Below are 23,653 nucleotides of genomic sequence, written 5' to 3'. Positions count from 1 at the left end.
CTTTTTTATGCCCTAAAATAGGAGGAATTTAAATGGGTTCAGCAACAGTAGGATTTAAAAAATTACATGTAGGTATTTTTGATGACAAAGCAGAAAAAATTATCAAAAGAATGACTTGGGAAGACGACAAAGGTGGTACGGTCAACATGAATATCACTGGTTTAGCACCAGAAATGGTAGATATGTGGGCTTCTAATAAACGTGTTTGGATGAAAAAACAAGGTACTAATGAAGTTAAGTCAGACACAGATTTATTTAACATTCCAACTGAAGATTTAGATTCAGTATTAGGACGTGAAAAAGATGAAAATGGTACATCATGGGTTGGAGACGATACTCGTGCACCATACGTTGCAGCAGTCGGAGAATCAGAAGACGCTAATGGTAATCCAATCTATTGTGCATTAGTAAAAGGTACTTTCAGTTTAGATCAAGTTGAATTTAAAACAGCTGCAGAAAAAGCTGAAGCGCCAGAAGCAACTAAACTTACAGGTGATTGGATGAACCGTACAATTGGTGGTAAATCAAGAGCAGTTGGTTACCATGAGGGAGAAGAAGGAGCAGAAGCTTTCCTTGCGTTAGTTTTCCCTGGATCTACTGAAGAACAAGAAACACCCTAAGGCTCCCCAAAACGTTGAAATAGCTGCAAACAGTAAATCTGCATCTATTTCAGCAGAATAGGGGCTTTCAAATTTTAAATAAGAAGGTGAAAATATGGCTGATACATTAAATGTATATCAAGGCGGTTCATTGGTCAGCAGTGCACCATATGAACAGGGGGAAGCTACTGTAACTATAGATAGTTTAGAAGCAAATACTGAATACCCATCGGGAACATATCAAGTTGCTCGACAAAATGAACATGGAGAATCAGAAAAAATAGAAGTACCTGCTTTTAAAACAAAACCTATTTCTGTAACAGGTGTAACTATTACGCCTAAAACAGTAAGTGTTGAAGTTGGAAGTACAACTAAACTTTCTAGCTCAGTAGCACCATCAACAGCAACTAATAAAGATGTTGACTATAGTTCTTCTGATGAAAATATCGCTACGGTAACAACTGATGGCAATGTAGAGGGTGTAACAGAAGGCGAGGCTACAATCACTGTTAAAACACAGGATGGAAGTAAAACAGATAAGTCTGTTATTACGGTTAATGCAGTAGCAGAACCAGAAGTATAAGAAGTTATAGAGGGCTAAACGCCCTCTTTTTTATTTATGAAATTATCAAAGGAGATTACAAAAATGACGAAAAAAATAGAAATTAGATTAATTAACCCAGAAACAAACAAGGTAGAAGTTCACACAAGAGAAAGTGAGCTAACAGTCCAAGATAAATTAGATTTCGCACAAATGCAAGATGATTTCAAAAATGAAATTCAAGCAGAAACGATGACACAAGTAAAAGCTATAAGAATCAGAACTGAATTTTTGGCATCGTTATTTAATATTTCTGAGGAACAAATTCTAAAAGGTGTTAAATCCGCTGAGTTAGATGATGTTTGTAAGGACATCTTTTCTAAAATTTCACCAGAAGAATTCCCAGATGACGATGAAGAAGAATCGGGAAAGTAATCTCTTTTGATGAGTTTAGAAAAAATGTAGATTCTATCATGCAATTTTGTATGCGTGAATATGGATGGACAATTGATGAAGTCAAACGACAGCCATATGAAACTTTATGCCGAATGATAATTGAAAAAGGTGAAGAAAAAGAAGAACAGAAACAGAACGAAGTAATAACTGGTTCAGCGCTTAAACAATTATTTGGAAGCTAGAAAGGAGGAAAAGAATGAGCGAAAATATTAAGGGTGTAACGATACGTAACACCATAGATAACTCACAAGTAGAAGAAGGATTTAAAGGATTAAAAAGACAGTTAGGTCTAGCTAATAGCGAATTGAAGTCTAATTTATCTGCGTTTGAAAAGTCAGAGCAGTCTATGAAAAAGTATCAAACGAGAATAGATGGACTTAACAATAAAATGAAAATCCAAAAGCAAATGTTCAATCAAGCAGAACAAGAGCTTAAAGATTTAAATGCTAATTATACAAAAGCTAAGCAAACTGTAAGTGGCGTAGAAAAAGCTTATAAGTCTTTAGCAGACGCGACTAAAAAAGAAAAAGCCGCACTTGATAAATCAAATGACGCGGTTAAATCCTCTAATGCAGAATTAAAAAAATCTCAATCTCAGTATAAACGAACGACAGAGCAAAAAGAAAAAGCCTATCAAAAATTAAAACAATTAAGACAAGCTGAAAAAGATTTAAAAAATTCAAATCAAGCTACTACTGCACAACTAAAAAGAGCTGCTGATGCTACACAGAAACAATCCCAAAAACATAAAGAATTAGTACAAAAGTATAAAGATGAAGATGCTCAAGTAAAAAAATTAAGAAAGCAAAATGACTCTTTAGTTTCAACGAATAAAAAAGTGAAAGATACTTACGATAAGACTAATACAGAGTTAAAACAAACAGAAAAAGAATACAACAACCTTAATTCTACTATTAAAAATCATGGTCAAAATTTAACTAATGCGCAGAAAAAAGTAAACGATGAACGAACTTCAATGAACAATTTGCAAAAGTCTATCGATAGAACTTCAAAAGAAATGAAGTCGTTTAATAAGGAGCAATTAATTGCAAATAGTCAGTTTACTAAAACTGCAAATCATTTAGATACTATGTCTGAGAAGTTTGGCAAAATAGGACATGGCATGACTTCAGTTGGGCGTTCAATGTCAATTGGAGTTACGACACCTATTGTTGCTGGTTTTGGGGCATCTGTTAAAGCAGCAGTTGATTACGAACAAGCCTTAGCAGGAGTAGCAAAAACCACCAACTTATCGGGTGCAGAATTAAACAAAATGAGCGATGAAATTACTGGAATGTCTAAACAAATGCCTTTTGCTGCAACTGAAATTGCTGGAGTAGCTGAAGCGGCAGGACAATTAGGTGTTAAAAAATCAGAGATTACAGATTTTACTAAAACGATGCTTGATATGTCTGTTGCGACTAATCTAACTTCAGAGGAAGCAGCTACAGAATTTGCAAGATTTGCCAATGCTGCAGGAATGCCAATAGATAAAGTTGATAGATTAGGCGCAAGTGTTGTAGCTTTAGGTAATACAACTGCAACTACCGAAAAAGAAATTGTAGAAATGGGTCAAAGATTAGCAGGTGCGGGTTCACAAGCTGGTTTTAGTGCAGATCAAATTATGAGTATAAGTGCTGCAATGAGTTCTGTTGGTATTGAAGCAGAAGCTGGTGGTACTGCTATGACCCAAATTTTCAATAAAATGACTAAAGCAACTGCTGAAGGTGGAGAAACTTTAGACAATTTCGGTAAAACGGCAGGAATGACAGGTAAAGAATTTGCAGAAACTTGGGAAGCAAACCCTACTAAAGCTTTGTCTGCATTTGTTAAAGGCTTAAGCAACACTGAAGGCGTATTGAAAGCTTTAGATAGTGTAGGCATTAAAGGGATTCGTGAAGCTGATACAATTCGTAGACTGTCTAATAACCACACTGTACTAGATAAAGCATTAAGAACTGGTTCTAAAGGTTGGAAGGAAAATAATGCACTAACTAATGAAGCGAAAACTCGTTATAAAACGATGGGCTCACAATTACAAATATTTAAGAATCAATTATTCGCATTAGGTAAAGATATTGGTAATGTTATTGCGCCAGTTGTTGTTGGTATTACTAAAAAATTCGGACAGTGGGCAGAGTCATTCACCAAAATGCCAAAACCTATAAAAGGCATATCTATTGCTTTAGGTTTAGTTGCTGCTGCAACGGGTCCTGTTGTACTAGGAGTAGGTTTGTTATTAAGAGCCGTTGGCAGTGCAGCAAAAGGCTATGCTAGTTTAAATAGACAAATGGCGATTAATACAGCTGAAGCAACTGTTAATGCTGGAGCTAATAAAGCAGCGGCAGGCTCTTTAGTTACCACAGGAAAAGCTACTAAAGGTCAACAAGGCATGTTTGGTAAGTTAGGTAATGTTTTATCTACGACTACTGGGCGTTACGGTAAACTAGGGAAAGCTGTTAAGTTAACCGGTGGTATATTAGGTAAATTAACTATTCCACTAACAATAATAACTACCATTTTCGGAGTAGCGTATCAAAAGATTGATTGGTTTAAGCAAGGCTTTTCTGATATGGGTAAAATTGTAAATCAAGTAGGTAAGAGTATTGATTTTTCTTGGGTAGGTAAAATGACTAAAGAAATATCAGGGCAATGGGAATGGCTAAAAAATGATATGGCTAGAGGTTTGCAAGACGGCGCACTTTTCAAAGGAATTAAAGTAGGGTTTGATGGCTTGCATAAAGCTGTTTCTAAAGCATCAGATACGACAGATGTTTTTGCTGGAAAAGTATCTAAGGGTACTAAAAAGGCTTTAGGTTCTTATAATAATTTATCTGAAAAAGCAAAAACAAAACTTGAAGAAATTCGTATTAGTCATTCAAAAATTGGAGATAAACAGTTACATCAAATTACTTCACTTTATGGAAATATCAATGAAGAAGTAACTAAACAGCTTGATAAACGTCATGATAGTGAAGTTAAAGGCTTACAAAAGATTTTCAATAGAACAAACGGTTTAACTAAATCAGAAGAAGCCAAAATACTTGAAACCACTAAAAGTAGTAACAAAAAAGAATCAAAAGAAGCTCAAAGAATTAATAATCAAATTTTAGGTATTTATAGAGTAGCGCATAAAGAAAAACGTTCTTTAAATAAAAAAGAGAATGCTAAAGTAGCCGAGCTACAAAGAAACTTAGATAAGACAGTGGTTAAATCTTTATCTAAAGGAGAAGTTGAACAAAAAGCTATCCTTGAAAGAATGAAACAGAACAAAGGTAAGCTATCAATGCAAGCTGCTTCTAATGTCATTAAAGAAAGTGCTAAAGAACGTGACACTACAATTAAAGATGCTAAAAAGAAATACAAAGATACAGTAGCAGAAGCGGTTAAACAACGTGATGAAACTGATACTTTATCTAAATCACAAGCTGATAAGGTTATCAAAGATGCTAAAAAGCAATATGATGAATCAAAAGGCAAAGCTAAGAAACAACATAAAGATGTTGTAGATCAAGCACAGAAACAAAATAAAGGTGTTAAGAAAAACATTGATTCTCAGACAGGACATGTGAAATCTCAATGGGAAATTATGAAAGATTCTTCTATTGGCGGAGCCAAAAAAATCGCTAAGAACGTTGGAAAATGGTTTAAAGAAACACATCAAAGTGCCAATAAATTTTGGAATAAAATTGGTAAAAAAGTGGGAGATAAATCAAGAGATGCGTATGATAGTGCTAAAAAATGGTGGGGTAAAACCAAGGCTAATACAGTAAATAATTCCAAAGATAGCCATAAGGGTACTAGCAAATGGTGGAATAAAATAGGTTCTAAGGTTTCTGGTAAATCAAAAGATGTTTTTGGAAGCGTAAAAAAATGGTGGAGTAAAACAAAATCTAACACAATTAACAATTCCAAAGATTCACACGGTGGCACAAGTAAATGGTGGAATAAAATAGGAGATAAGATTTCAAGTAAATCTAAAAGTAGTTTCAACAGTGCTAAAAAATGGTTTGGCAAAATGAAGGACTCGACTGGTGATAGACTATCTGACATGTGGGGTAAAGCTAAAGATATTTTTGGTAAAATCTCTGGCGAAGGCGAAGACAAATCTAAGAAAACACATGGAAGTTGGAAAGGCTGGTTAGGGAAAACGCTAGATTGGATTAAGAATATCAAGAAAGATTTTGGAAAAGCTGCCTCAGACTTAGGTAAATCAGTTGCGAACAAAGCGATTGATGGACTGAATGGAATGATTGGCGGTATTAACAAAATTTCCAAAGCAATAACTGATAAGACTTTAATCAAACCCATCACACCACTATCAACTGGTACTTATAATGGCGCATCCGTTGCTACTGACAGTGAAGGCGGTTTAAAACAATCAACACTTGCAGTAGTTAATGATAAAGGTTCAGGTAACGCACCAGGTGGTGGAGTACAAGAAGTTATTGAAAAAGCTGATGGCTCTTTACATGCTCCACAAGGCAGAAATGTAGTTGTTTCATTAGACCCTGGCGATAAAGTTCATAGTGCTACTGACACTAAACGTTATCAAGACATGGGGTTACTTCCAAGATTCCATGGCGGGACTAAGAAAAAGAAAAAAGATGACCCACTTGGTAATATGATAGCTGATAAATTCAGTGATGTCGCAGGAGGATTTAAAGAAGGTGCTTCTAAAACTGCACACGGAATCAAGAAGAAAACCGAAGATGGCTTAGAAAAAACATCAGAAATGGCCAAAAAAGGTGCAGCATGGCTAGGAGATAAAATTGGCGATGTTTGGGATTATGTTTCAAATCCTAAAAAATTAGTTAACAAAGTTATGGAAAGCATGGGTATAGATTTCGGAAAAGGTGCAAATGCCACTGTTGGTATGGCTAAAGGTGCTTATTCAAAACTAAAAACTTCTTTAGCAGATAAAGTTAAATCTATGTTTGAGAAATTTGGTGGAGAAGGTGATGCATCGTGGTTATTCAAGCATGATATATGGCAAAAGTTTGGTAACTATACCGGCGGCTTAACTTTTAATGGTGGTAAACACTACGGTATGGACTTCGGTATGCCAACTGGCACAAATGTTTATGCTGTAAAAGGTGGTATTGCTGATAAAGTGTGGACTGACTTTGGCGGTGGCAACTCTGTACAAATCAAGACAGCTGCAAACGAATGGAATTGGTATATGCATTTGTCTAAACAGATTGCTAGACAGGGTCAAAGAATTAAAGCGGGACAATTAATTGGTAAATCAGGCGCTACAGGTAATTTTGTACGCGGCGCGCATCTACACTTCCAATTAATGCGTGGTGGCCATCCAGGTAATGACACTGCAGTTAATCCTGAAAAATGGTTACATTCACTAGAAGGTAAAGGCGGTGCTAATTCAGGACCAAAAGCAGTTCAAGCTTGGAGGCCAGAAGTAATGAAAGCATTGGGCTTAGCAGGTTTACCACAAACAGCAGCCTATGCTAACGCTTGGTTAAGACAAATCAATACAGAATCAACTGGTAATCCAAAAGCAGTAGGACCTGGCAGTTCAGAAGGTAACCCTAAAGGATTAGTACAAGTTAAACCTGGTACATTTAATGCATTTAAGTTAAGTGGTCATGGCAATATATTCAATGGACTTGATAACTTAATTGCTGGTATGCGATATGCTAAAGCAACATATGGTGGAAGAATGCTAAGACAAATTGGTGTAGGTGGGTCTTACGCTAATGGTGGTATGATTACTAAACACCAAATAGCTGAAATCGGTGAAGGCAACAAAGCAGAAATGGTCATACCTTTAACGAAACGTAATAGAGCAGTTCAACTTATTGAACAAGCAATGAAATATGTTGGCATGGATACTAGCAACACTAATGTTACAGTTAATAATGATAATTCAACTGTTGAAAAATTATTAAAACAACTTGTTAGAGTGAATGACCAAAATAATAAACTTACACAAACGATTATTAGTTTATTAGGTAACCAAAAACAAGGGTATCCTAAAGATGCAGCAAATGTTATTTCGCAAATTTTAGGAGAGAATATGCGCATGGCTAGTTATAGTCAAGGAGGTTAGAAATGGCGGGAGATAGATGGTTAAAAATTATAGATGATAATGGAACGACAAATGTGAACGACTACATTAGTAACTTTATATTTTTAGAAGCAAAATCGTCATATCCAACATCAGTTGAGGACAGTATAACGATTAAGGGCGTAGATGGTGAGCTACCAAGTGTAGCTTCATTCTCGCCTTTTTCTTTGGTTGTTAAATTTGGTCTTGATTGTATGGATGAAAAAGATATTAACCTAATGGAACAGATGCTTAGAAATTTGTTTTATCGAAGAAAACCTTATTATGTAGTAACTTCAGATAATCCAGGTAAAAAATTTTTAGTTAACAACCCTGATATGAATCCAGATTATGCGGATTTTTCAGCAACACGATTCGATATGACTTTTACTGTTAAAAAAGGTTATTCAGAATCACTTAAAGAAACTGATCAGTTTAGTTTATCTAGTGGAGATTGGCAGTTGGAAGGTGGCGTGTTAGCTTATGAAGATATTAAGTACAAGCATGATACGACAAGTTTCGATATTTACAATGGTTCCTCTGATGTAATCAATCCATTGCTAAGACATAAGTTCAAATTGTTAATTAATATAGATGCGCCTAAAGGTTTTAAAATCAAGAATAAAACAACCAGTAAAAAATTGAATGATGGCACTGAAACAGATGTATTTGAATACAAAAAGGCTATCAAGAAAAATCAACAATTGGTTATAAATGGTGTACATCCTTTTATTAATAACAAACGTGTCGGGATTGATACTAATTGGCAGTGGCTCACACTAGATAAAGGCTTTAACGAAATTGAAATAACAGGTGAGAATATCAGTAATGTTCAAACACATTGGGTGTTCCCTTTCATATATAGGTAGGTGAATGAATTGAGAGACATGGTTTTAAAAAATAAAAAGGGTACATTTGGAGAAATACTAGTAGATTATGATTTCGGTTCTTGGAAACTTAATTATGAAAAGAATAATGAACGCTCAATTGATTTCACTATTTATAAAACCTATATGAATTCCGATTTATTCGATGCTTTACTTAATGAAATGCTAGTAGTTTGGAAAGGTCAAGAATATGTTATCAAATCAACGTCTATTAAATATGATGGCGCAGTTGTATCTAACGATGTGACTGCTAAACATATTTTTATGGAGTTTCAAAATCATTATATTCAAAAAGATTTAGAAAATGAGGAAATGAATGGTGATGAAACTACAGATGAGGACAACAAACCCACGATGACACTTGAACAATACCTTGAATTCGGTTTTAAAGGTAACAAACTTGGATTTACTTATGAAATAAGAGGTGAATTCACTAATCGTGTTGCGATTGATGAATTAGGTAATAAAAATGGTATGGAATTTCTAACGGAAGGCGCAGAATTATTTAATTATATTTATTTTGCCGACAATAAGAAAATTTACATCTATGATGAAGAAACATTTTATCAAATGGCAGATATACCATTGATCTACAAATATAATTCAAGCGAAGTACAAGCAACAGTTACTACTACGGATGTTAAAACTTATATTCAAGGTTATGGTAAAAAGAAAACAAAAGCTGAAACGAAGAACTATAGTCCTGTTAAACCTAAGGATATAAGTTATTCAGGCACTTTCATCAAAGATGGCACTTGGAGAACAGAAGTAGTTGGCGCTAGTTATTCAAAAGAAATTAATTGTAAGTGGGGCAATGAAATTCTCGAATGGACATTGAAGAAAATGGCTAAAGGTGGTTTGCTCGATGTTTATTTAGACGATGAATTGGTTGGACGATATGAATGCTATAGTAAAACAGCTACGAGTGAGAAAATAGTTATCGCAAGGAATTTGTCGAAAGGTAAACACACATTCAAAGCAGTATTCAGAGGTGCTAAACCAGGCATTGATTATAAAAAATCAAAACCTTGTATGTATGTTGGTACAGAGAAATCTACAGTGTTAAACATTACTGCAGTATTGAAAGGTACTGATATATATCATGCTTACGCTGAATATAAATCACCTAATTCAGACGCTTTTGGTTTTGCAGAAGCGCCAACAGTGTTTGATGATAATGCGTTAGACAAAGATGAACTACTTAAGAAAATAAAAGGTGAACTCAACGATCAACCAACTGTTGAAGTATCAACTAACTACTTAGGTTCTGTTGAAGAAAAACATTATATCGGTCATGATGATATCAAAGAAAACAACACAATAAGGTTTATACATCAACCACTAGGTTATAACTTAGATTTAAAAGTTGTTAAACTCACTGCTTCACATCCATTAGTGTACGAACCAGTAGAAGTCGATTTTAGTAACTCACCAACCGATATTATAAAAATACAACAGGGTATAAGTAGAAACATTAAAAAAGTAAATAGTTTAGTCAAAGGCGGTTCACTTGGTGGGTCGTCTTTTACTATGCCTGAAAACTATTCGGATATTGTGGGGGTGACGTTAACAGATGGCTGAAATTAATCATAGATATTTGAAAGATAATGAAGGTGAAATTTATTACCCAGTTGCCCATATAGATGCACTTCAAGGTGATATTTCAATAGCAGATATAAATGAAAAAATTAAGGAAATGAATGCATTAATTGATACTATCAATACAAAGGTTTCAGACATGGTGGGCGACACAGGGTGGGTAGACATATCAATTCCACCCGATAATAAAAACACCGCCGTTGCAACAGGATTTAAAAGCGGCATAAGAGAGGTAAGGGCTGGGAACTCGTTAATTGGTAAAAGTTTTGTTGTTCGTTCAATAAGATTGAACGTAGGGAATATTACTGGTTCATCGATGCAAATAGCACAATTACCGACTGGTTTTGTGACTGATAATCAATCATTTCCAGCTAGACAAAATGGTTATAGAAACCCGATAACTATTGAGTGTTTAAAGGATGGTAAAGTTATGGCATTTGTACATCCAGACGACCAAGCTAAAGCAAATTGGGTATATCAGGAATTTACTTGGTTAGAATAAAAAAGGAGCTAAACATATGAAATTACTTTTAGATTTTCCTATTGAAATAGGTCAACAGTGGAGATATAAAACGATTTATAATTTCAAAAACATACTAGATAGTTTTTACACGTTTGAAAAGAATTTCGAGCATCATAAATCAGATGAAAAACATGCTCACAATGCTAAACAGATTGATTATAAGCTCTCAAATGTTCATGATGAATTAACTTATCAAGATGGACGTATTGAGGGCTTAGTTGTTGGTCATAATGGTGATGGCATTGAAGAAATTAAAGACAGTAGAACAGCTTTAGATGGCACTAATCAACCTTTACTGTCTAAGCGTTTGAAGTATGACTTTGAAATCATTAAAAACAAGATGGAAGAAAACTTTAATTATCTTAACAAGAAAATTGAACGTATTGTAAACGTCAATGATTACGGTGCGGATCCAACAGGAGAACAAGACTCAACTCAAGCATTCAAAGATGCTTTAAGAGGTGGTAATGTCCATGTTCATATGACTGCTGGGACATATAAAGTTACTGGCATTAAATTACCAAACAATACAGTATTGTCAGGTGAAGGTAAAGACATTACGACAATTAAATTTGCAGATGAAACACCCGCCGAAAATATTGTAATTACTAACGAAGATATGACAGGTAATGCTCATAATATCGGAATCAAAGACTTTACAGTTAACGGTAATAAGTGGAGACAAGATAAAGCGTTTAAAGCTGCTGGCGGTTCGTTATCCTCTAACGTAAGATTCGCAGGGGTTAAACATGGTTTTGCAAGTAACGTAAAATCAGTGGATGCATTACTGCATGGCTTTGATGTTACTTATGCTAGTGATAGTTATTTCTATGAAGGTGATGGCGTAAGAGTAAATGAGGATTTAGAAAGTAGATATATTCACATTGATAACTGTGAAGCAAGTGGTTTTGGTGATGATGGTATTACAACCCACCATTCAAGATATTTAGTTATTACCAACAATTATTGTCATCATGCAACTGGTGGAGGTAATAATAACGGTATTGAAATTGATGACGGTTCACAACATGTCATTTTAGATAATAATATGACTGAAATGAACTATGGTGGTATAGAGGTTAAAGCGCACGCCCCTACATCAGCACCTAATAATGTACTAATTAGTAATCATATGAGTATTCACGATTCACGTGCTTATAATTTAAGGCATATCGGACATCACAGAGCGGGAGACCCTAAATCTAAAACAGCGCATAGTTTACTGTTAAGTAACTGTACAGCTGTAGAACCGTACGACAATAAAGTTTATCCAAACACTACGCCACGAGCTTTAATTATCTCAGCGTATAGAAATGTACAAGTTAACAACTTTAGTGCAGTTGGTGATGGTAAATTCACATCGGGTCAACCAGCTATTGCAGTACAATTCATGAGTGAAAACATCATGTTAAATGGTATTAATGTTACTGGATTTAAGAACTCACAGGCAGATATAAAAATATTTGGCGGAGGTAACAGAGGTAAGAAAATTACTTTAAGTAATGTCAATATTTGGAACTCTTCTCAAAATATTGGTATCGCTGGTGGTGGGAAGATTTATGATTTCCGTATTGTGAACGCCAACTTGCAAGGTCAAGGGACAGGCAATGGTATTGAATTGTATAACAACACTGCAGAGATTATCGGTGTAAATGCAGAAAATTATAAAAACGCCGCATATATTACAGAAAAAGCATACAAAATAGTTCCTACTGTAGTTAAAGGCGGTTTCAGTGGTGGTTCAACTGGTTCAGGTGCAATTGCGGAACGCTCAGCGGTGATTGCTTCTACAGGTAATTCATATGCGTACAGTGATAGAAGTTGGCTAGCTGGAGTTGGTGCAGGATCTAAAGCTTATGGTTCAAGAAGCGCTGTGCTTAACTCGTTGGAATCTGAAACATCTAATGGTAATCATACTCAGACAATACTCAATTCTCGAGGAGTAAAAACAGAAGGTAATTATTACTTTGTAATGGGTTATGGAACAAATGGACCACACAGAGAAAACACAAGTATTGAAATGCGTAGTATTAGTGGCAACATTAATACAAAAGGTACTGTATCATCTGGACAAAACTTTGGTGACTATGCCGAATATTTTGAATCCCAATCAGGTCAAGAAATCCCTAATGGTTATATTGTTACTTTAGACGGTAGATACATTCGCAAAGCTAATTCAAATGATAACCCTATAGGCATTATTTCTGGCACAGCTGGTGTCATTTTAGGTGACCAAATGTTTCATCATAAAGATAAATTTTTAAAAGATGAATTTGGTGTTACACAAACGGAATGGGCTACTAAAGAATGGCAAGACGATGAAGGTAATACTTATTCGGAAGAAGTAGAAGTACCAATACCTAATCCAGATTTTATTGAAAACGAAGGGTACGAAGATCGTTCTAAACGTCCAGAATGGAATGTAGTTGGATTAATGGGTCAAATATTCACACGAGTTGATTCCACGGTGTCTGTTAACGACTATATCAAACCTAATAAAGGCATTGGAACTAAAGATAACAACAATGGTTTCTATAGAGTTTTAGAAATAACTATGCCATATGAATCTGAAAAAGGTTATGGAGTTGCAGTTGTATTAGTAAAATAAGGAGTGATTATGTGAGTAACGGAATAGATAAAAAAGCACTATTTAAATTAAAATCTGAACCGTATTTAAAACCAATCTCTGATTTAGGGGTTGGTTTTTATAATTTAGATGAAAATACAGCAATCTTAAGATTTCAGTTAAGTAACTCAAAAGGACCGTTATTGATTCATGAAAATAATTTAACAGCTTATGCTTACTTTGAATCGAGTAATGGTAGTGTGTCAGATGTGATTGAGTTAGAAATAGAAGATTCTAATAAAGGCATTGTAACAATTACGTTAGATAGCGAATTCTTACACGCTAGTACATCAACGAGTGTTAAGGGTCAAGTTTATATTGGAGTTAACAATGTTGATGGTAAAACTGAATATAATGAGGTTGCGGTGTTTAGAGAGTTCACATTTGAAGTCGCGGACGCACTCATTAATAAAATTTCTTCATTCACTAAGATTGAATACATTCGCATGTTTAGTCAATTAAAAATGAAAATTGAAAAACAAGTTAGAGACATTGAAGAAGCTATAGCAAACGGTGCGGATTACGTGGCAGAAATGAAATCAGTATTACAACAAGGCATTGAAACACTTAACGCTATCGTTGCTAGTGGTAAATCAGATATTCAAGCTTACATTGCTCAAGCTAAGAGTGATTTAACTAAAGTTAAAGATGAGGCTACAGAAGATATAACAACGGTATCTAACAATGCTAAAACGAGCGTTCAAGATACAGCTTCAAGTGCAGTGAATAATATTAACACGATTTCTACAGAAGCTACTGAACATGTAGACGCCAAAGTTAACGAATTCAATCAAACAGTTGAAGATAATGGATTTTTATCACCTCAAATATTAGATGAAGAGTTAGGGAAGTTAAATTGGCAAAAATATAAATTTGTTAATGATGATGGAAGGACTTTCTACATGACTGGTAAAGATTGGGCTAATACTGAATTCTTAGATTCTTTAATGCCTGGTCAGTACTATATAACCGTATCAACAAATTCACCTGAAGGAGTTAGTTATAACGGATTTATTACAGTTTTTCATAGAGATAATGCATCATCAAAAATGATTGAATATAGACCATATAACTCTCCTAGAAGGTTTATAAAATATTTTAACAAAACTTGGTCTAATTGGATGGAAACAGGAGTACCTACTGATACTGGTTGGATTCCATTCACTATTATTAATGGTGGTAGAACTAATACAGCTTATGACTATGGTAAAGCTCGTAATGGTTATGGTTGTTCATATAGAACTATTACAAATGGCTCTGTGACACAGAAGTTTTTAAGAATAAATGCTGACAGTATTTCTCACAGTCAAGTTATTGCTCAATTGCCTGCTAACTTTGCAAAAAGCCCACAAGTTGGATTTGTTAGAGCTCCTTTAGCTCATAATGGTACAAGCATTATCATTGATAACAATGGGGAAGTTAGAGTTTATATAGCTAATGAACCTGAATGGTCAGTTAGTAATGACAAATATATTTACGGCACAATTAGTTGGGTAGAATAGGAGGTTAATTTAAATGTTCAAACAAGTATTTTTATATGGTGGAACACCCTATTTAGCATTTCAAAACAGTGAAGGTGAATACGACTATCCAAAAGACGAATGGACTGAAACACCCCCTCCAGAAGGGATTTATAGCCCTTTCTATTTTAATGGTAATGAATGGGTTGGATCTACCAAAGAAGAATGGGAAAGTAGTTTGCCAGAAAGTGAACCAGATACCCCTAGTTCAAATGATTTTTTAAATGCGCAGCTTTTAGCTAATGATTTAGAACACAATTCTAAAATTAAAGGTTTAGAACAAGATATTGCAAATTTAACAGCAGAGTTATTAAAAGTACAGGGAGGTATGTCTGATGTTCACAACTCTTAAACGTTTGTATGATTTAAAACTATTTGATAAACAAAAGATTTTTGAGAGTGTTAAATGCAATTGGATAACTAAAGAACAATACAAAGAAATTACTGGCGAGGATTATCCAAAACAACCACAGGACTAGGCTTGTGGTTTTAATTTTATAGAAAGTGGGTGAAGAAAATGGAGGAAGTTACAGTGAGATTTACAGAGACAGAAGCGTTCCATACATTTATTTATGCAGGAGATTTAAAATTGCTCTATTTTTTAATGATATTGATGGGGCTTGATATTGCGACAGGTATTAGTAAAGCAATAAAAAATAAAAATTTATGGAGCAGAAAGTCTTTGTTTGGTTTCTCAAGGAAGATATTTATTTTTATTATTGTTATTTTGTCAAACATCATTGATCAAATACTTGCCTTAAATGGAGGCTTAGTGGTATTGACAATATTTTTCTATATCGCTAATGAAGGTTTAAGTATTATTGAGAACTGTTCAGAAATGGGCGTATTGATACCAAAAGAAATTGCAGAGAAATTAAATGTTATTAAAGAAACAAAACAAGATACTAAAGATAATTTAAAAAATGAATTCACAAATGATTCTCAAGAAAAAGGCAAGTCGTTACCTAAGTAACGGCTTTTTCATGTGGTCATGACAGAGCAGTCATGGCCATAAATTATATTAGGAGGAATTTAGTATGGCAGAGACATGGAAAGGCGTACCAGTTAGATATCAATTACTAACAATTGGTACAAGAAGACCAGGCAAGAAATTAAGAAAAGGAAAACCAGAATTTTTAGTTGCCCATGATACAGGTAACCCAAATTCAACAGCACAAAATAATGTGGATTATTATGAAAATACACATAATATTCAACAGGGTATTGCGTCAGCACACATCTTTGTGGATGACAAAGAAGCAATTATTTGTATTCCAGTTACAGAAGTTGCCTATCACGTATTACCTAGCACTACAATAGATAACGCTTGGTATGGCGTAGATGCAAATGATGGTGCAGCAGGCGTTGAGATTTGTTATTTCACAAATAAAACACGTTCACAAAAATCATTAGATAATGGTGCTCGCGTACTAGCTTATTTGGCTGAATACTGGTCTATTGACTACAAAACAAAAATGCCAGGGCATCAAGATATTCAATATGATAAATCAGACCCTGGTAATGCATTACAAGCTTCAGGATATGGTCGTGCAACGTCAAACTTAGATAACATCGTAGCTAAATATTATAAAAAAGATGAAAAACCAACAGAGAAAACGAAGTGGGATTGGGCAGGTACTTATTACCCACAACCTACGAATGATAAAGGAATTAAAGTAAGAAAATCACCAAGTACCAGTGGTACTTTAGTAGATAAAAATTCATGGTTATACAGTAAAGACGATTGGGTTAATTTTGACCAAATTATCAAAGCCGATGGCTATTGGTGGATTCGCTTTAAATATGTCCAACCTGGTTCAAGTAAAGATGATTTCTATTGTGCGGTATGTCGCATTACTAATCCACAAGAGAAAATTAAAAATGAAAAGTATTGGGGAACAATCACTTGGAAATAAAAGACTAAGTCGGCACATTGTGTCGGCTTTTTATTATTAATTGGAGGTAATATTATGATAAATGCAGTAATGACAAAAAATGAATTTGTAAAATGGCTAAGTAATTCAATTGGTAAACAATACGACTTTGATGGTTGGTATGGTTTTCAATGTTATGATTATGCTAACGCAGGGTGGGCTCAATTATTCCCTGGCACATCTTTACAGGGCAATTACGCTAAAGATATTCATACAGATAATCAAGCGTTACTAAAGGATAGAGCGAAAGTTTATAAAAACACATTAGATTTCTTAGCTTTACCTGGTGACATGGTTATTTTCCCTTACACGTATGGAGATAGTGCTGGTCATGTAGGATTTGTAGTATCAGCAGACTTAAATCAACTAACGATTGTCGAACAAAATTGGTTAGGTGGCGGTTGGACCAGTGGTCCAGAACAAGGGGGAACAGGTTGGGAAACAGTAACTCAACGTACACATCCATATGACCCTAATATGTATTTTGTGCGTCCTAACTTTAAAGCAGCAGAAAAGATTACATGGAATTGGTCAGGACGTTTTACAGCTAACACAACGATTAAAGTAAGACGTAGCGCTGGATTAAAAGGTGAAATTGTCGATAGTGGCTCATGGATTTATGCGAATGAATGGGTAGACTTTGTAAGTGTGACTAAGAAAGATGGATACTGGTGGATTAAATTCAAATATCCAACGAATCCAAGCGCTGGGTATTTCTATTTAGCAGTTTGTAAGATTAAAGACAAGAAAGAAAAAATCAAAAACGAAAAGTATTGGGGTAGTATTGATTGGAAATAGAATAAAATATAAGAACAATCAAATAATTTGATTAATATTTAAATGATGATATATTACAAGTGTAGTTAAATCCCAAAATTTAACTCACACTCTTTTGACGCCTCTTTACGAGGTGTCTTTTTTATGATATAAGTAATTTTAGCAATGTATTATTGCTAACCAACCAAGTATACCTTACTAAAAGAAGTAGACACGTTGTCCCGTGTCTGCTCTTTTTACGTAATCACAAAGTAATTATATAACAATTAAATCCACCTATATGATAAAAAGGTGGATTATTGAGTGCTAATCTATTTGATATTTAGTATTTCTTTGTATTTCATTACCGTGTTTATCAACAGGATACGAATAGATTTCATGGCTTTTATTTTTGAAACTTATTATATTCATTACGGTAGGATCTTCATCTAATTCTGTTATGTAGGTAATATTGTTTTCCTTTTTATATACTATGGAATAGTAATATACTCCTCTTTTAGAATCATATTGTTCTTTTTTCTTTACTATATCCTCATCAAAGTTCTTTTTTTCTAATTGAAGATTGATTACTTCAAAAGTTACCTTTTTTTGATAGTGCTTAAATCCTTTGTAAAAACCAAAAATCAATAAAATTAATATTAAAATAATTAATATTGTAATTACATATTTCTTTTTCATAATTTATATAGCTCCTTTTATTTACTCGTATTTTATTATAGTATATATAAAGTGATATATTAACCCTATAATAATATATTTCTAAAAAATTAAAGGTGGTACATATTTTGAAGAAGTTTTTATATTCATTTGTCGTATTATTGTTTTTTATTTCGACGCTTTCTAGTACATTCGTAGATATAGCTAAAGCAGAAGAAGAACAAGAAAACGAACAAAATTATAACCAATTAAAGAGCGAGAATATTATCGATGATTCTGTTTCTGAAGAAGAATGGAATGAATATTTAAAAGAGGACAAAACTGAAAAAGAGAACATTGAAAGTGAAAAAGAAATAACATCTTATGCTAAGTCATCATTTAAATTAAAAAAAGGAGATGTATTAATAACAAATGGTACGAGTTCTAAAGGTTTAACAGGTCATGCTGCTATTGCTATTAGCAGTAAGACAGTTTTACATATATCTGGTTCCGGTGCACATCCTAGCACTAAGTCTTTCGCCTCTTTCAAAAAAGATTACGGGAAAGGCAAAAAATGGGTGAAAGTTTATCGGTCTAAAAAAGCAGGGGCAGGAACAAAAGCTGGAAATTGGGCTATCAAAAACTATAAGGGAAAAAAATACAAATATGGAATAAACACAAAATTATCTAAGAAAAATCCAACATATTGTTCTAAAATAATCTATCAAGCTTATAAATATGGAGCGAGTAAAAAATCTATTTATGATCCTGGTTCTCATATAATCTCACCGTACGCATTGCCTAATATTTCTTCTAATGCTTATAAATTGAAAAAGGTTAAAACATTTTAGTATATTATAATATCAGTTACAACACTTATAGGCATATAGTAGACACCATTTCCCGTGTCTGCTCTTTTATTTTTTTATTGAAATTTTAATTGAGAACTGTTATCAATTAATAGCTGTCGATATTACATCTTTAATTAGACAGTTAAGAGTATAGCAAGTTGGATATCCCTCCACTGTATTGTAGTTATAATAATTCCATTAAAACGCCTCTTTGCAGGGGCGTTTTTATTTATTCTTGAAAAGTATAGAATATTCTGATAATATAAACATAGCCTTACAAATATACTTTTCAATTTAAATCTTTATATTATATCTCGGACAGGCACTTATGTGTCTGTTTTTTTATGTTAAAAGTTCTTATTTACAAATAATCACTTTTTGAAATAGCCTTATTATGTTACATTCTAAATAGATAATTTCTTATTATCTTTCCAATTAAATTTTCAATTATTTTTTAGCCACCCTCTGGGGGTGGTTTTTAAATTAACAAATACATTAGCTTGCTTTAAATGAGATTAGTGTTACTCTTGAATAAGAGGTAGAAACCCAATCTACTTCTTCTGTTTACAAGAGACCCTGAATCTCTATTTTTTCAATCCGCTTTGGGAAGTGGAATTCTATTTTGATTAATCTATATGTTTGATAAGTTTATCAAACGTACTATTTTTTACTATACATTGGGCATCCTTCCTTTCAAAGGGTGCTCATTTTTTATGTTATAATGTGAATACAAAAATCGTCATGCAAATGAACGATGTTTTAAATCCTTCATTACAATTCGTTGTAAAAAGTAAGTGCAAGTGTTACTGTTGAATAAGAGATAGGCACTTACCTATTTCTACTATCTACTAATCCTTTAGTTAGCTATTTTTAAATTCGCTTTAGAAAGCGAATAAGTATCTACTGTTTTAACCAACAAGTTTGATAAGTTTATCAAACGTGCGTTTTTACTATAAAAGAAATGTTCCCCTTATTATATTAAGAGGGGCATTTTTCATTTTCAAGTGTTGTATTTACTTTTGCGTTGAACTAAATATACATGTGAAAATAAGAAATAACTATTATTACCTATCTAATTACTACACATTTCATTGGGTGGTTGTTTTTTACATTTATATAATACAATTACATTGTTTCTTGGAATATAGAAACTTCCTTTAGTATTTGGGCAGTCGTTAATTCGGCTGTCTTTTTATGTTATAATGAAAATACCACGTGATCATAATATAAGGGTAGGCACTTATGTGCTTTCCCTAATTTTTTACAATAATCGTTGCATATTTGCAACAAATTAAAAACAACAGTTGCATTTATGGAATTTAAGTATATACTTAGGTTATAACTAATTGGGAGAGATATTAAAATGGAGATAGGACAAAGAATAAAAGAGTTAAGAAAAACTAATAAATTAACAATGGAACAATTGGCAGACGTATTAAACAATATGTTCCCTAATGAAGATGGTTCGAAATCTTTTGGTAAAGGAACAATTTCAAAGTGGGAAAATAATAGAGTTGATCCTGCTTTCAGCTCTATGATAAAACTTAGTAAATATTTCAATATCCCATTGGACTATTTATCCGCTGGAGATATTGATGAAAACGAATCTTCTATACCTAAAAACATGATTTATTTAGAATTAGGGAAAACTACTTATCTTATTAACAAAGATATAGAATTTAAAAGTGGTAATACGGGACTATTTAAAATTCCTGATACAGAAAACGCAGTGATTAGAAAAGGACAGCTATTTGATGGAAATATTCTTTTGACAGAAGAAAAAGGAGAACAAAATTTATATAAATCAAATGAAGTGGAATTGATAGGCGTTGTAGTGTCGAAAGAAATTAAAATGATTTAATGTTTAAAGATATCTTGAATAGTTGACTATTTTTTAAAAGCGTTGATAAATATAAAAAATAAGATATACTTTTATATACATATATAAAGTAAAGGGGAAAGAGAAAATTGGGCTTTATTGCAACTATTATAGTTTTAGTTTGTAGTTTTTATATTTTTAAAAACTTATTTATAATTTTAAGTAATTATGTAGGTGAATTCGTATATTCAAATAATATCTCGAGGTCAGAGGATGGAAATCAATTTATAGCTTTGGTAAGTACTTTAGTTCTTACTTTTTTATCACTAGTTCTTATTTTAGTATTTAGCTATATGATATTCAAAGGGTTTTACTTACTACCAATAATAGCGATCAGTTTGTATTTAAAATTTGGAACTGATGCTGGTAAACAGACAGATTAAAATGCATTAGCCTCAAAAGGGCTATTTTTTTATTTACATATACGAACAAGAGTTCTATTATATTCATGAGGTGATTATATGAAAGTAGTAAATCCAAACGCACCAGATGAATATAAATATGAAACAGATTATCGAAAAATACCAAGAGAATATCTTAACTCACGTATACCACAAGGACGTGGCATGGTTAAATGGCAAGCTTTTAAGACATTGCCCGAACAATACGAGCAACTAGAACAATACATACAAGATCAGAATAAGATTGATAGACCATCATTAAGTGACCACCAATTGAATGATTTAAACGATAAGTTGATATTCAAAATGTATCATGACCCTACAATTGTATTACGTTATTTTGTCGATGGATATATTAAAACTAAAGAGGGTTATATTCACAAAGTAGATGTTCACACACAAACATTGCATTTATATGAAGAAAGTGGGTTAAGTAAGGTTAATTTGAAAGATATTGTAGAGATAAAATAACACTATTTAAAATAATAAGTAATTATGAAATTAGTACAAAGAATCCTCGAAAGAGTTTAACGTTATTTTACGATAACTTCATTTATATAAAATATATTTTTGACTTCTTATATACTGTTTATAAAATTTAAATTGATTTTAAGTTTTAAAATAAATTTAATAGGGTATATATTTATTGATTATTTTAAAAATTGGAGTGATGAATATTGAAAATTAATGCAATACCAGAACTTGAAAATAAATTTAGTGGAGATATTAGTCCTTATGCCAAAGAAATTCAAAAATCAACTATAGAGTGGGCTAAAGAATTCAATATTTTAAGTAAAAACAATTCAAAAAAATATGAAAAACAGAATATAGGATATTTAGCATCTCGCGTTCAGCCATACGATACCTTTCAAGATGTAAGAATAACCTCGGACTTCCTTTTACTGACATGTATGCTTGATGATTATAGTGATAAAATAAAAAATCCAAAAGAATTTGAAGAATATTCTCGTAAAATAATTAATGCGCTTAAAAATATAGATAATTATAAAGAAGATCCATTTATAAATGGTTGGCGAAATTGGTGGGAACGCGCACGAAAAGGGGCGCCAATAGAATGGCAAACTAGAATAATTCACAGCATAGACAAATGTTTTGAATCGATTGTTTGGGAACTTGAAAATGAAATTGAAAATTATGTGCCCGATATAGAAACTTATATTGAAAAACGTCAACATAGTGGTAGCGTTTATATTTGTTTTGATTTAGTTGAAAGAGGGGACGCGACGTTCGTTTCTACTAACGTGCGTGATAAGAACTTTAATGAGTTAATGACCTCAGCAAATAAAATCGCTAATTGGACAAATGATATTTTGTCATTAAAAAAAGAGATAGATAACGGCGAGATACATAATTTAATAATAAGCGTGCAAAAAGAGAATGATTGTACTATAGAAGAAGCATTATTAAATGTAAAAGAGTTAACTGTTGAAGAAATAAAAAAATATAGTGAACTTAAAAATAAATTATACGCAGATAACGAACCTTTTAATAGCAAGATAATAAAATATGTTTCTAGAGTTGAAAATGCGGTACGAGCAAATTATGAATGGAGTTTAACTACAAAAAGATTTAAAAATTAAATAAAAAGGTTTGTAAAATAATAAGAAATATGCAAAAGCCCACCTTAATGAATAGGTGGGTGAATATAAAAGTTTGGTCATTGGTTGGTCAACAAACACTTTAATCATGCTGTTTTATGGGGGGTTAGAGAATCCCTCCGTTTCCGTAAGAAAAGAACTCCTGTTAAATTAGCGTAAATGAAGCGTTGGTTTAATGGGAGTTTTTTTTTTGATGAAGTGACTGCATTATTTGTTAAAAGTTAAGGGAATATACTAATATGAGTGTTATCGTATTAGTGATATGGTATATATGGTGGTCCCCCTTAACCACCTCAAAGTATCTTTTCACAGCCATCCTACGGGATGGTTTTTTATTTCAAAGATATTATCAAGCCTATTAATATATTGAGTGGTGCGTGTGATTTAACTGCTGAACTTAATTATAATTAAGATTGATAGTTAGTGTGATAGTATTACATGGTCATTAAATTTTGCTATTAGTAGGGTGCTTTTTATTTGAAAATAAGGAAATTCCCTAATTTGGTTTGTATAATTAATGTGATAATCTGTAGCAAGTGGACTTCAGACATCTACATATATCCGTTAAGTGAGATATTATATTACGGTATTATTACTGTAATATTACAAAAAGAAACAAACCATAAGCTAGAAATGTAGCCTTTGGTTTGTTTCTTTTTATGATTTTGAAAGTTGTATTAGATAGTATGATAACATGAGGTGGTTATCTAAAAAGTTTTTATTGTAGTTCTTATTATA

General features: G+C 33.0%; 18 protein-coding genes and 3 pseudogenes. 20 read left to right on the top strand and 1 reads right to left on the bottom strand.

Annotation, left to right across the window (positions count from 1 at the left end; all coding sequences use genetic code 11):
• Positions 1–32 precede the first annotated feature (32 nt).
• The 16 genes and pseudogenes from D9V42_RS04300 to D9V42_RS04235 all read left to right on the top strand — a co-directional run.
• Positions 33–620 (top strand): major tail protein, encoded by a 588-nt coding sequence (locus tag D9V42_RS04300; protein ID WP_122063340.1) that lies wholly within the window; start codon positions 33–35, stop codon positions 618–620.
• A 94-nt stretch (positions 621–714) separates the two neighbouring features.
• Positions 715–1,182 (top strand): Ig-like domain-containing protein, encoded by a 468-nt coding sequence (locus D9V42_RS04295; protein ID WP_122063338.1) that lies wholly within the window; start codon positions 715–717, stop codon positions 1,180–1,182.
• Between the two features lie 63 nt (positions 1,183–1,245).
• Positions 1,246–1,575 carry a phage tail assembly chaperone G gene (gene gpG, locus D9V42_RS04290; protein ID WP_122063336.1) on the top strand — a complete coding sequence of 110 codons (330 nt, stop codon included), beginning with the start codon at positions 1,246–1,248 and terminating at the stop codon, positions 1,573–1,575.
• 50 nt (positions 1,576–1,625) lie between these two features.
• Positions 1,626–1,778 (top strand): hypothetical protein, encoded by a 153-nt coding sequence (locus D9V42_RS15245; protein WP_039067732.1) that lies wholly within the window; start codon positions 1,626–1,628, stop codon positions 1,776–1,778.
• 14 nt (positions 1,779–1,792) lie between these two features.
• On the top strand, positions 1,793–7,666 hold the full coding sequence (locus D9V42_RS04285; RefSeq protein ID WP_122063334.1) for a phage tail tape measure protein: 5,874 nt from the start codon (positions 1,793–1,795) through the stop codon (positions 7,664–7,666).
• Positions 7,667–7,668: 2 nt separating this feature from the next.
• The gene (locus D9V42_RS04280) at positions 7,669–8,532 is read left to right on the top strand and encodes a phage tail domain-containing protein (RefSeq protein WP_122063332.1); all 864 of its coding nucleotides are present in this window, start codon (positions 7,669–7,671) and stop codon (positions 8,530–8,532) included.
• Positions 8,533–8,541: 9 nt separating this feature from the next.
• Positions 8,542–10,131: a prophage endopeptidase tail family protein gene (locus D9V42_RS04275; protein ID WP_122063330.1), complete on the top strand. Its 1,590-nt coding sequence runs from the start codon at positions 8,542–8,544 to the stop codon at positions 10,129–10,131.
• Positions 10,124–10,651 (top strand): hypothetical protein, encoded by a 528-nt coding sequence (locus D9V42_RS04270; protein ID WP_122063328.1) that lies wholly within the window; start codon positions 10,124–10,126, stop codon positions 10,649–10,651. Before D9V42_RS04275 ends, D9V42_RS04270 begins: the two co-directional genes overlap by 8 nt.
• Positions 10,652–10,667: 16 nt before the next feature.
• Complete coding sequence (locus D9V42_RS04265; RefSeq protein WP_122063326.1) at positions 10,668–13,280, top strand: peptidase G2 autoproteolytic cleavage domain-containing protein; 2,613 nt, start codon at positions 10,668–10,670, stop codon at positions 13,278–13,280.
• Positions 13,281–13,291: 11 nt separating this feature from the next.
• On the top strand, positions 13,292–14,800 hold the full coding sequence (locus D9V42_RS04260) for a BppU family phage baseplate upper protein (protein ID WP_158593176.1): 1,509 nt from the start codon (positions 13,292–13,294) through the stop codon (positions 14,798–14,800).
• Between the two features lie 13 nt (positions 14,801–14,813).
• Positions 14,814–15,170, top strand: a complete 357-nt coding sequence (locus D9V42_RS04255; protein WP_107549540.1) for a hypothetical protein — start codon at positions 14,814–14,816, stop codon at positions 15,168–15,170.
• Complete coding sequence (locus D9V42_RS04250; protein ID WP_122063322.1) at positions 15,154–15,297, top strand: XkdX family protein; 144 nt, start codon at positions 15,154–15,156, stop codon at positions 15,295–15,297. Before D9V42_RS04255 ends, D9V42_RS04250 begins: the two co-directional genes overlap by 17 nt.
• A gap of 38 nt (positions 15,298–15,335) precedes the next feature.
• Positions 15,336–15,791: a phage holin family protein gene (locus D9V42_RS04245; protein WP_122063320.1), complete on the top strand. Its 456-nt coding sequence runs from the start codon at positions 15,336–15,338 to the stop codon at positions 15,789–15,791.
• 64 nt (positions 15,792–15,855) lie between these two features.
• A pseudogene (locus D9V42_RS15415) lies at positions 15,856–16,329 on the top strand (peptidoglycan recognition protein family protein); the annotation flags it as partial.
• A 90-nt stretch (positions 16,330–16,419) separates the two neighbouring features.
• Positions 16,420–16,734, top strand: a pseudogene (locus tag D9V42_RS15410) (N-acetylmuramoyl-L-alanine amidase); the annotation flags it as partial.
• A gap of 72 nt (positions 16,735–16,806) precedes the next feature.
• A pseudogene (locus tag D9V42_RS04235) lies at positions 16,807–17,550 on the top strand (CHAP domain-containing protein); the annotation flags it as partial.
• A 285-nt stretch (positions 17,551–17,835) separates the two neighbouring features.
• On the opposite strand, the gene D9V42_RS04230 reads toward D9V42_RS04235, so the two are convergent.
• Positions 17,836–18,207: a DUF3139 domain-containing protein gene (locus D9V42_RS04230; RefSeq protein ID WP_122063314.1), complete on the bottom strand. Its 372-nt coding sequence runs from the start codon at positions 18,205–18,207 to the stop codon at positions 17,836–17,838.
• A gap of 107 nt (positions 18,208–18,314) precedes the next feature.
• On the opposite strand from D9V42_RS04230, the gene D9V42_RS04225 reads away from it, so the two are divergent.
• The 4 genes from D9V42_RS04225 to D9V42_RS04205 all read left to right on the top strand — a co-directional run bounded on the left by D9V42_RS04225 (position 18,315) and on the right by D9V42_RS04205 (position 22,897).
• Positions 18,315–19,016, top strand: a complete 702-nt coding sequence (locus D9V42_RS04225) for a hypothetical protein (protein ID WP_107558888.1) — start codon at positions 18,315–18,317, stop codon at positions 19,014–19,016.
• Between the two features lie 1,363 nt (positions 19,017–20,379).
• Positions 20,380–20,877, top strand: coding sequence for a helix-turn-helix domain-containing protein (locus tag D9V42_RS04220; protein WP_122063312.1), 498 nt, complete (start codon positions 20,380–20,382; stop codon positions 20,875–20,877).
• Positions 20,878–21,356: 479 nt separating this feature from the next.
• On the top strand, positions 21,357–21,767 hold the full coding sequence (locus tag D9V42_RS04210) for a YolD-like family protein (protein ID WP_122063309.1): 411 nt from the start codon (positions 21,357–21,359) through the stop codon (positions 21,765–21,767).
• Between the two features lie 206 nt (positions 21,768–21,973).
• Positions 21,974–22,897, top strand: a complete 924-nt coding sequence (locus tag D9V42_RS04205) for a terpene synthase family protein (protein ID WP_158593175.1) — start codon at positions 21,974–21,976, stop codon at positions 22,895–22,897.
• Positions 22,898–23,653: the final 756 nt, after the last annotated feature.

The organism is Staphylococcus pseudoxylosus, assembly GCF_003697915.1.
Taxonomy (GTDB): domain Bacteria; phylum Bacillota; class Bacilli; order Staphylococcales; family Staphylococcaceae; genus Staphylococcus; species Staphylococcus pseudoxylosus.
The sequence above is the reverse complement of the archived record's forward strand: the minus strand, read 5'-3'. Positions and strand labels throughout refer to the sequence as shown.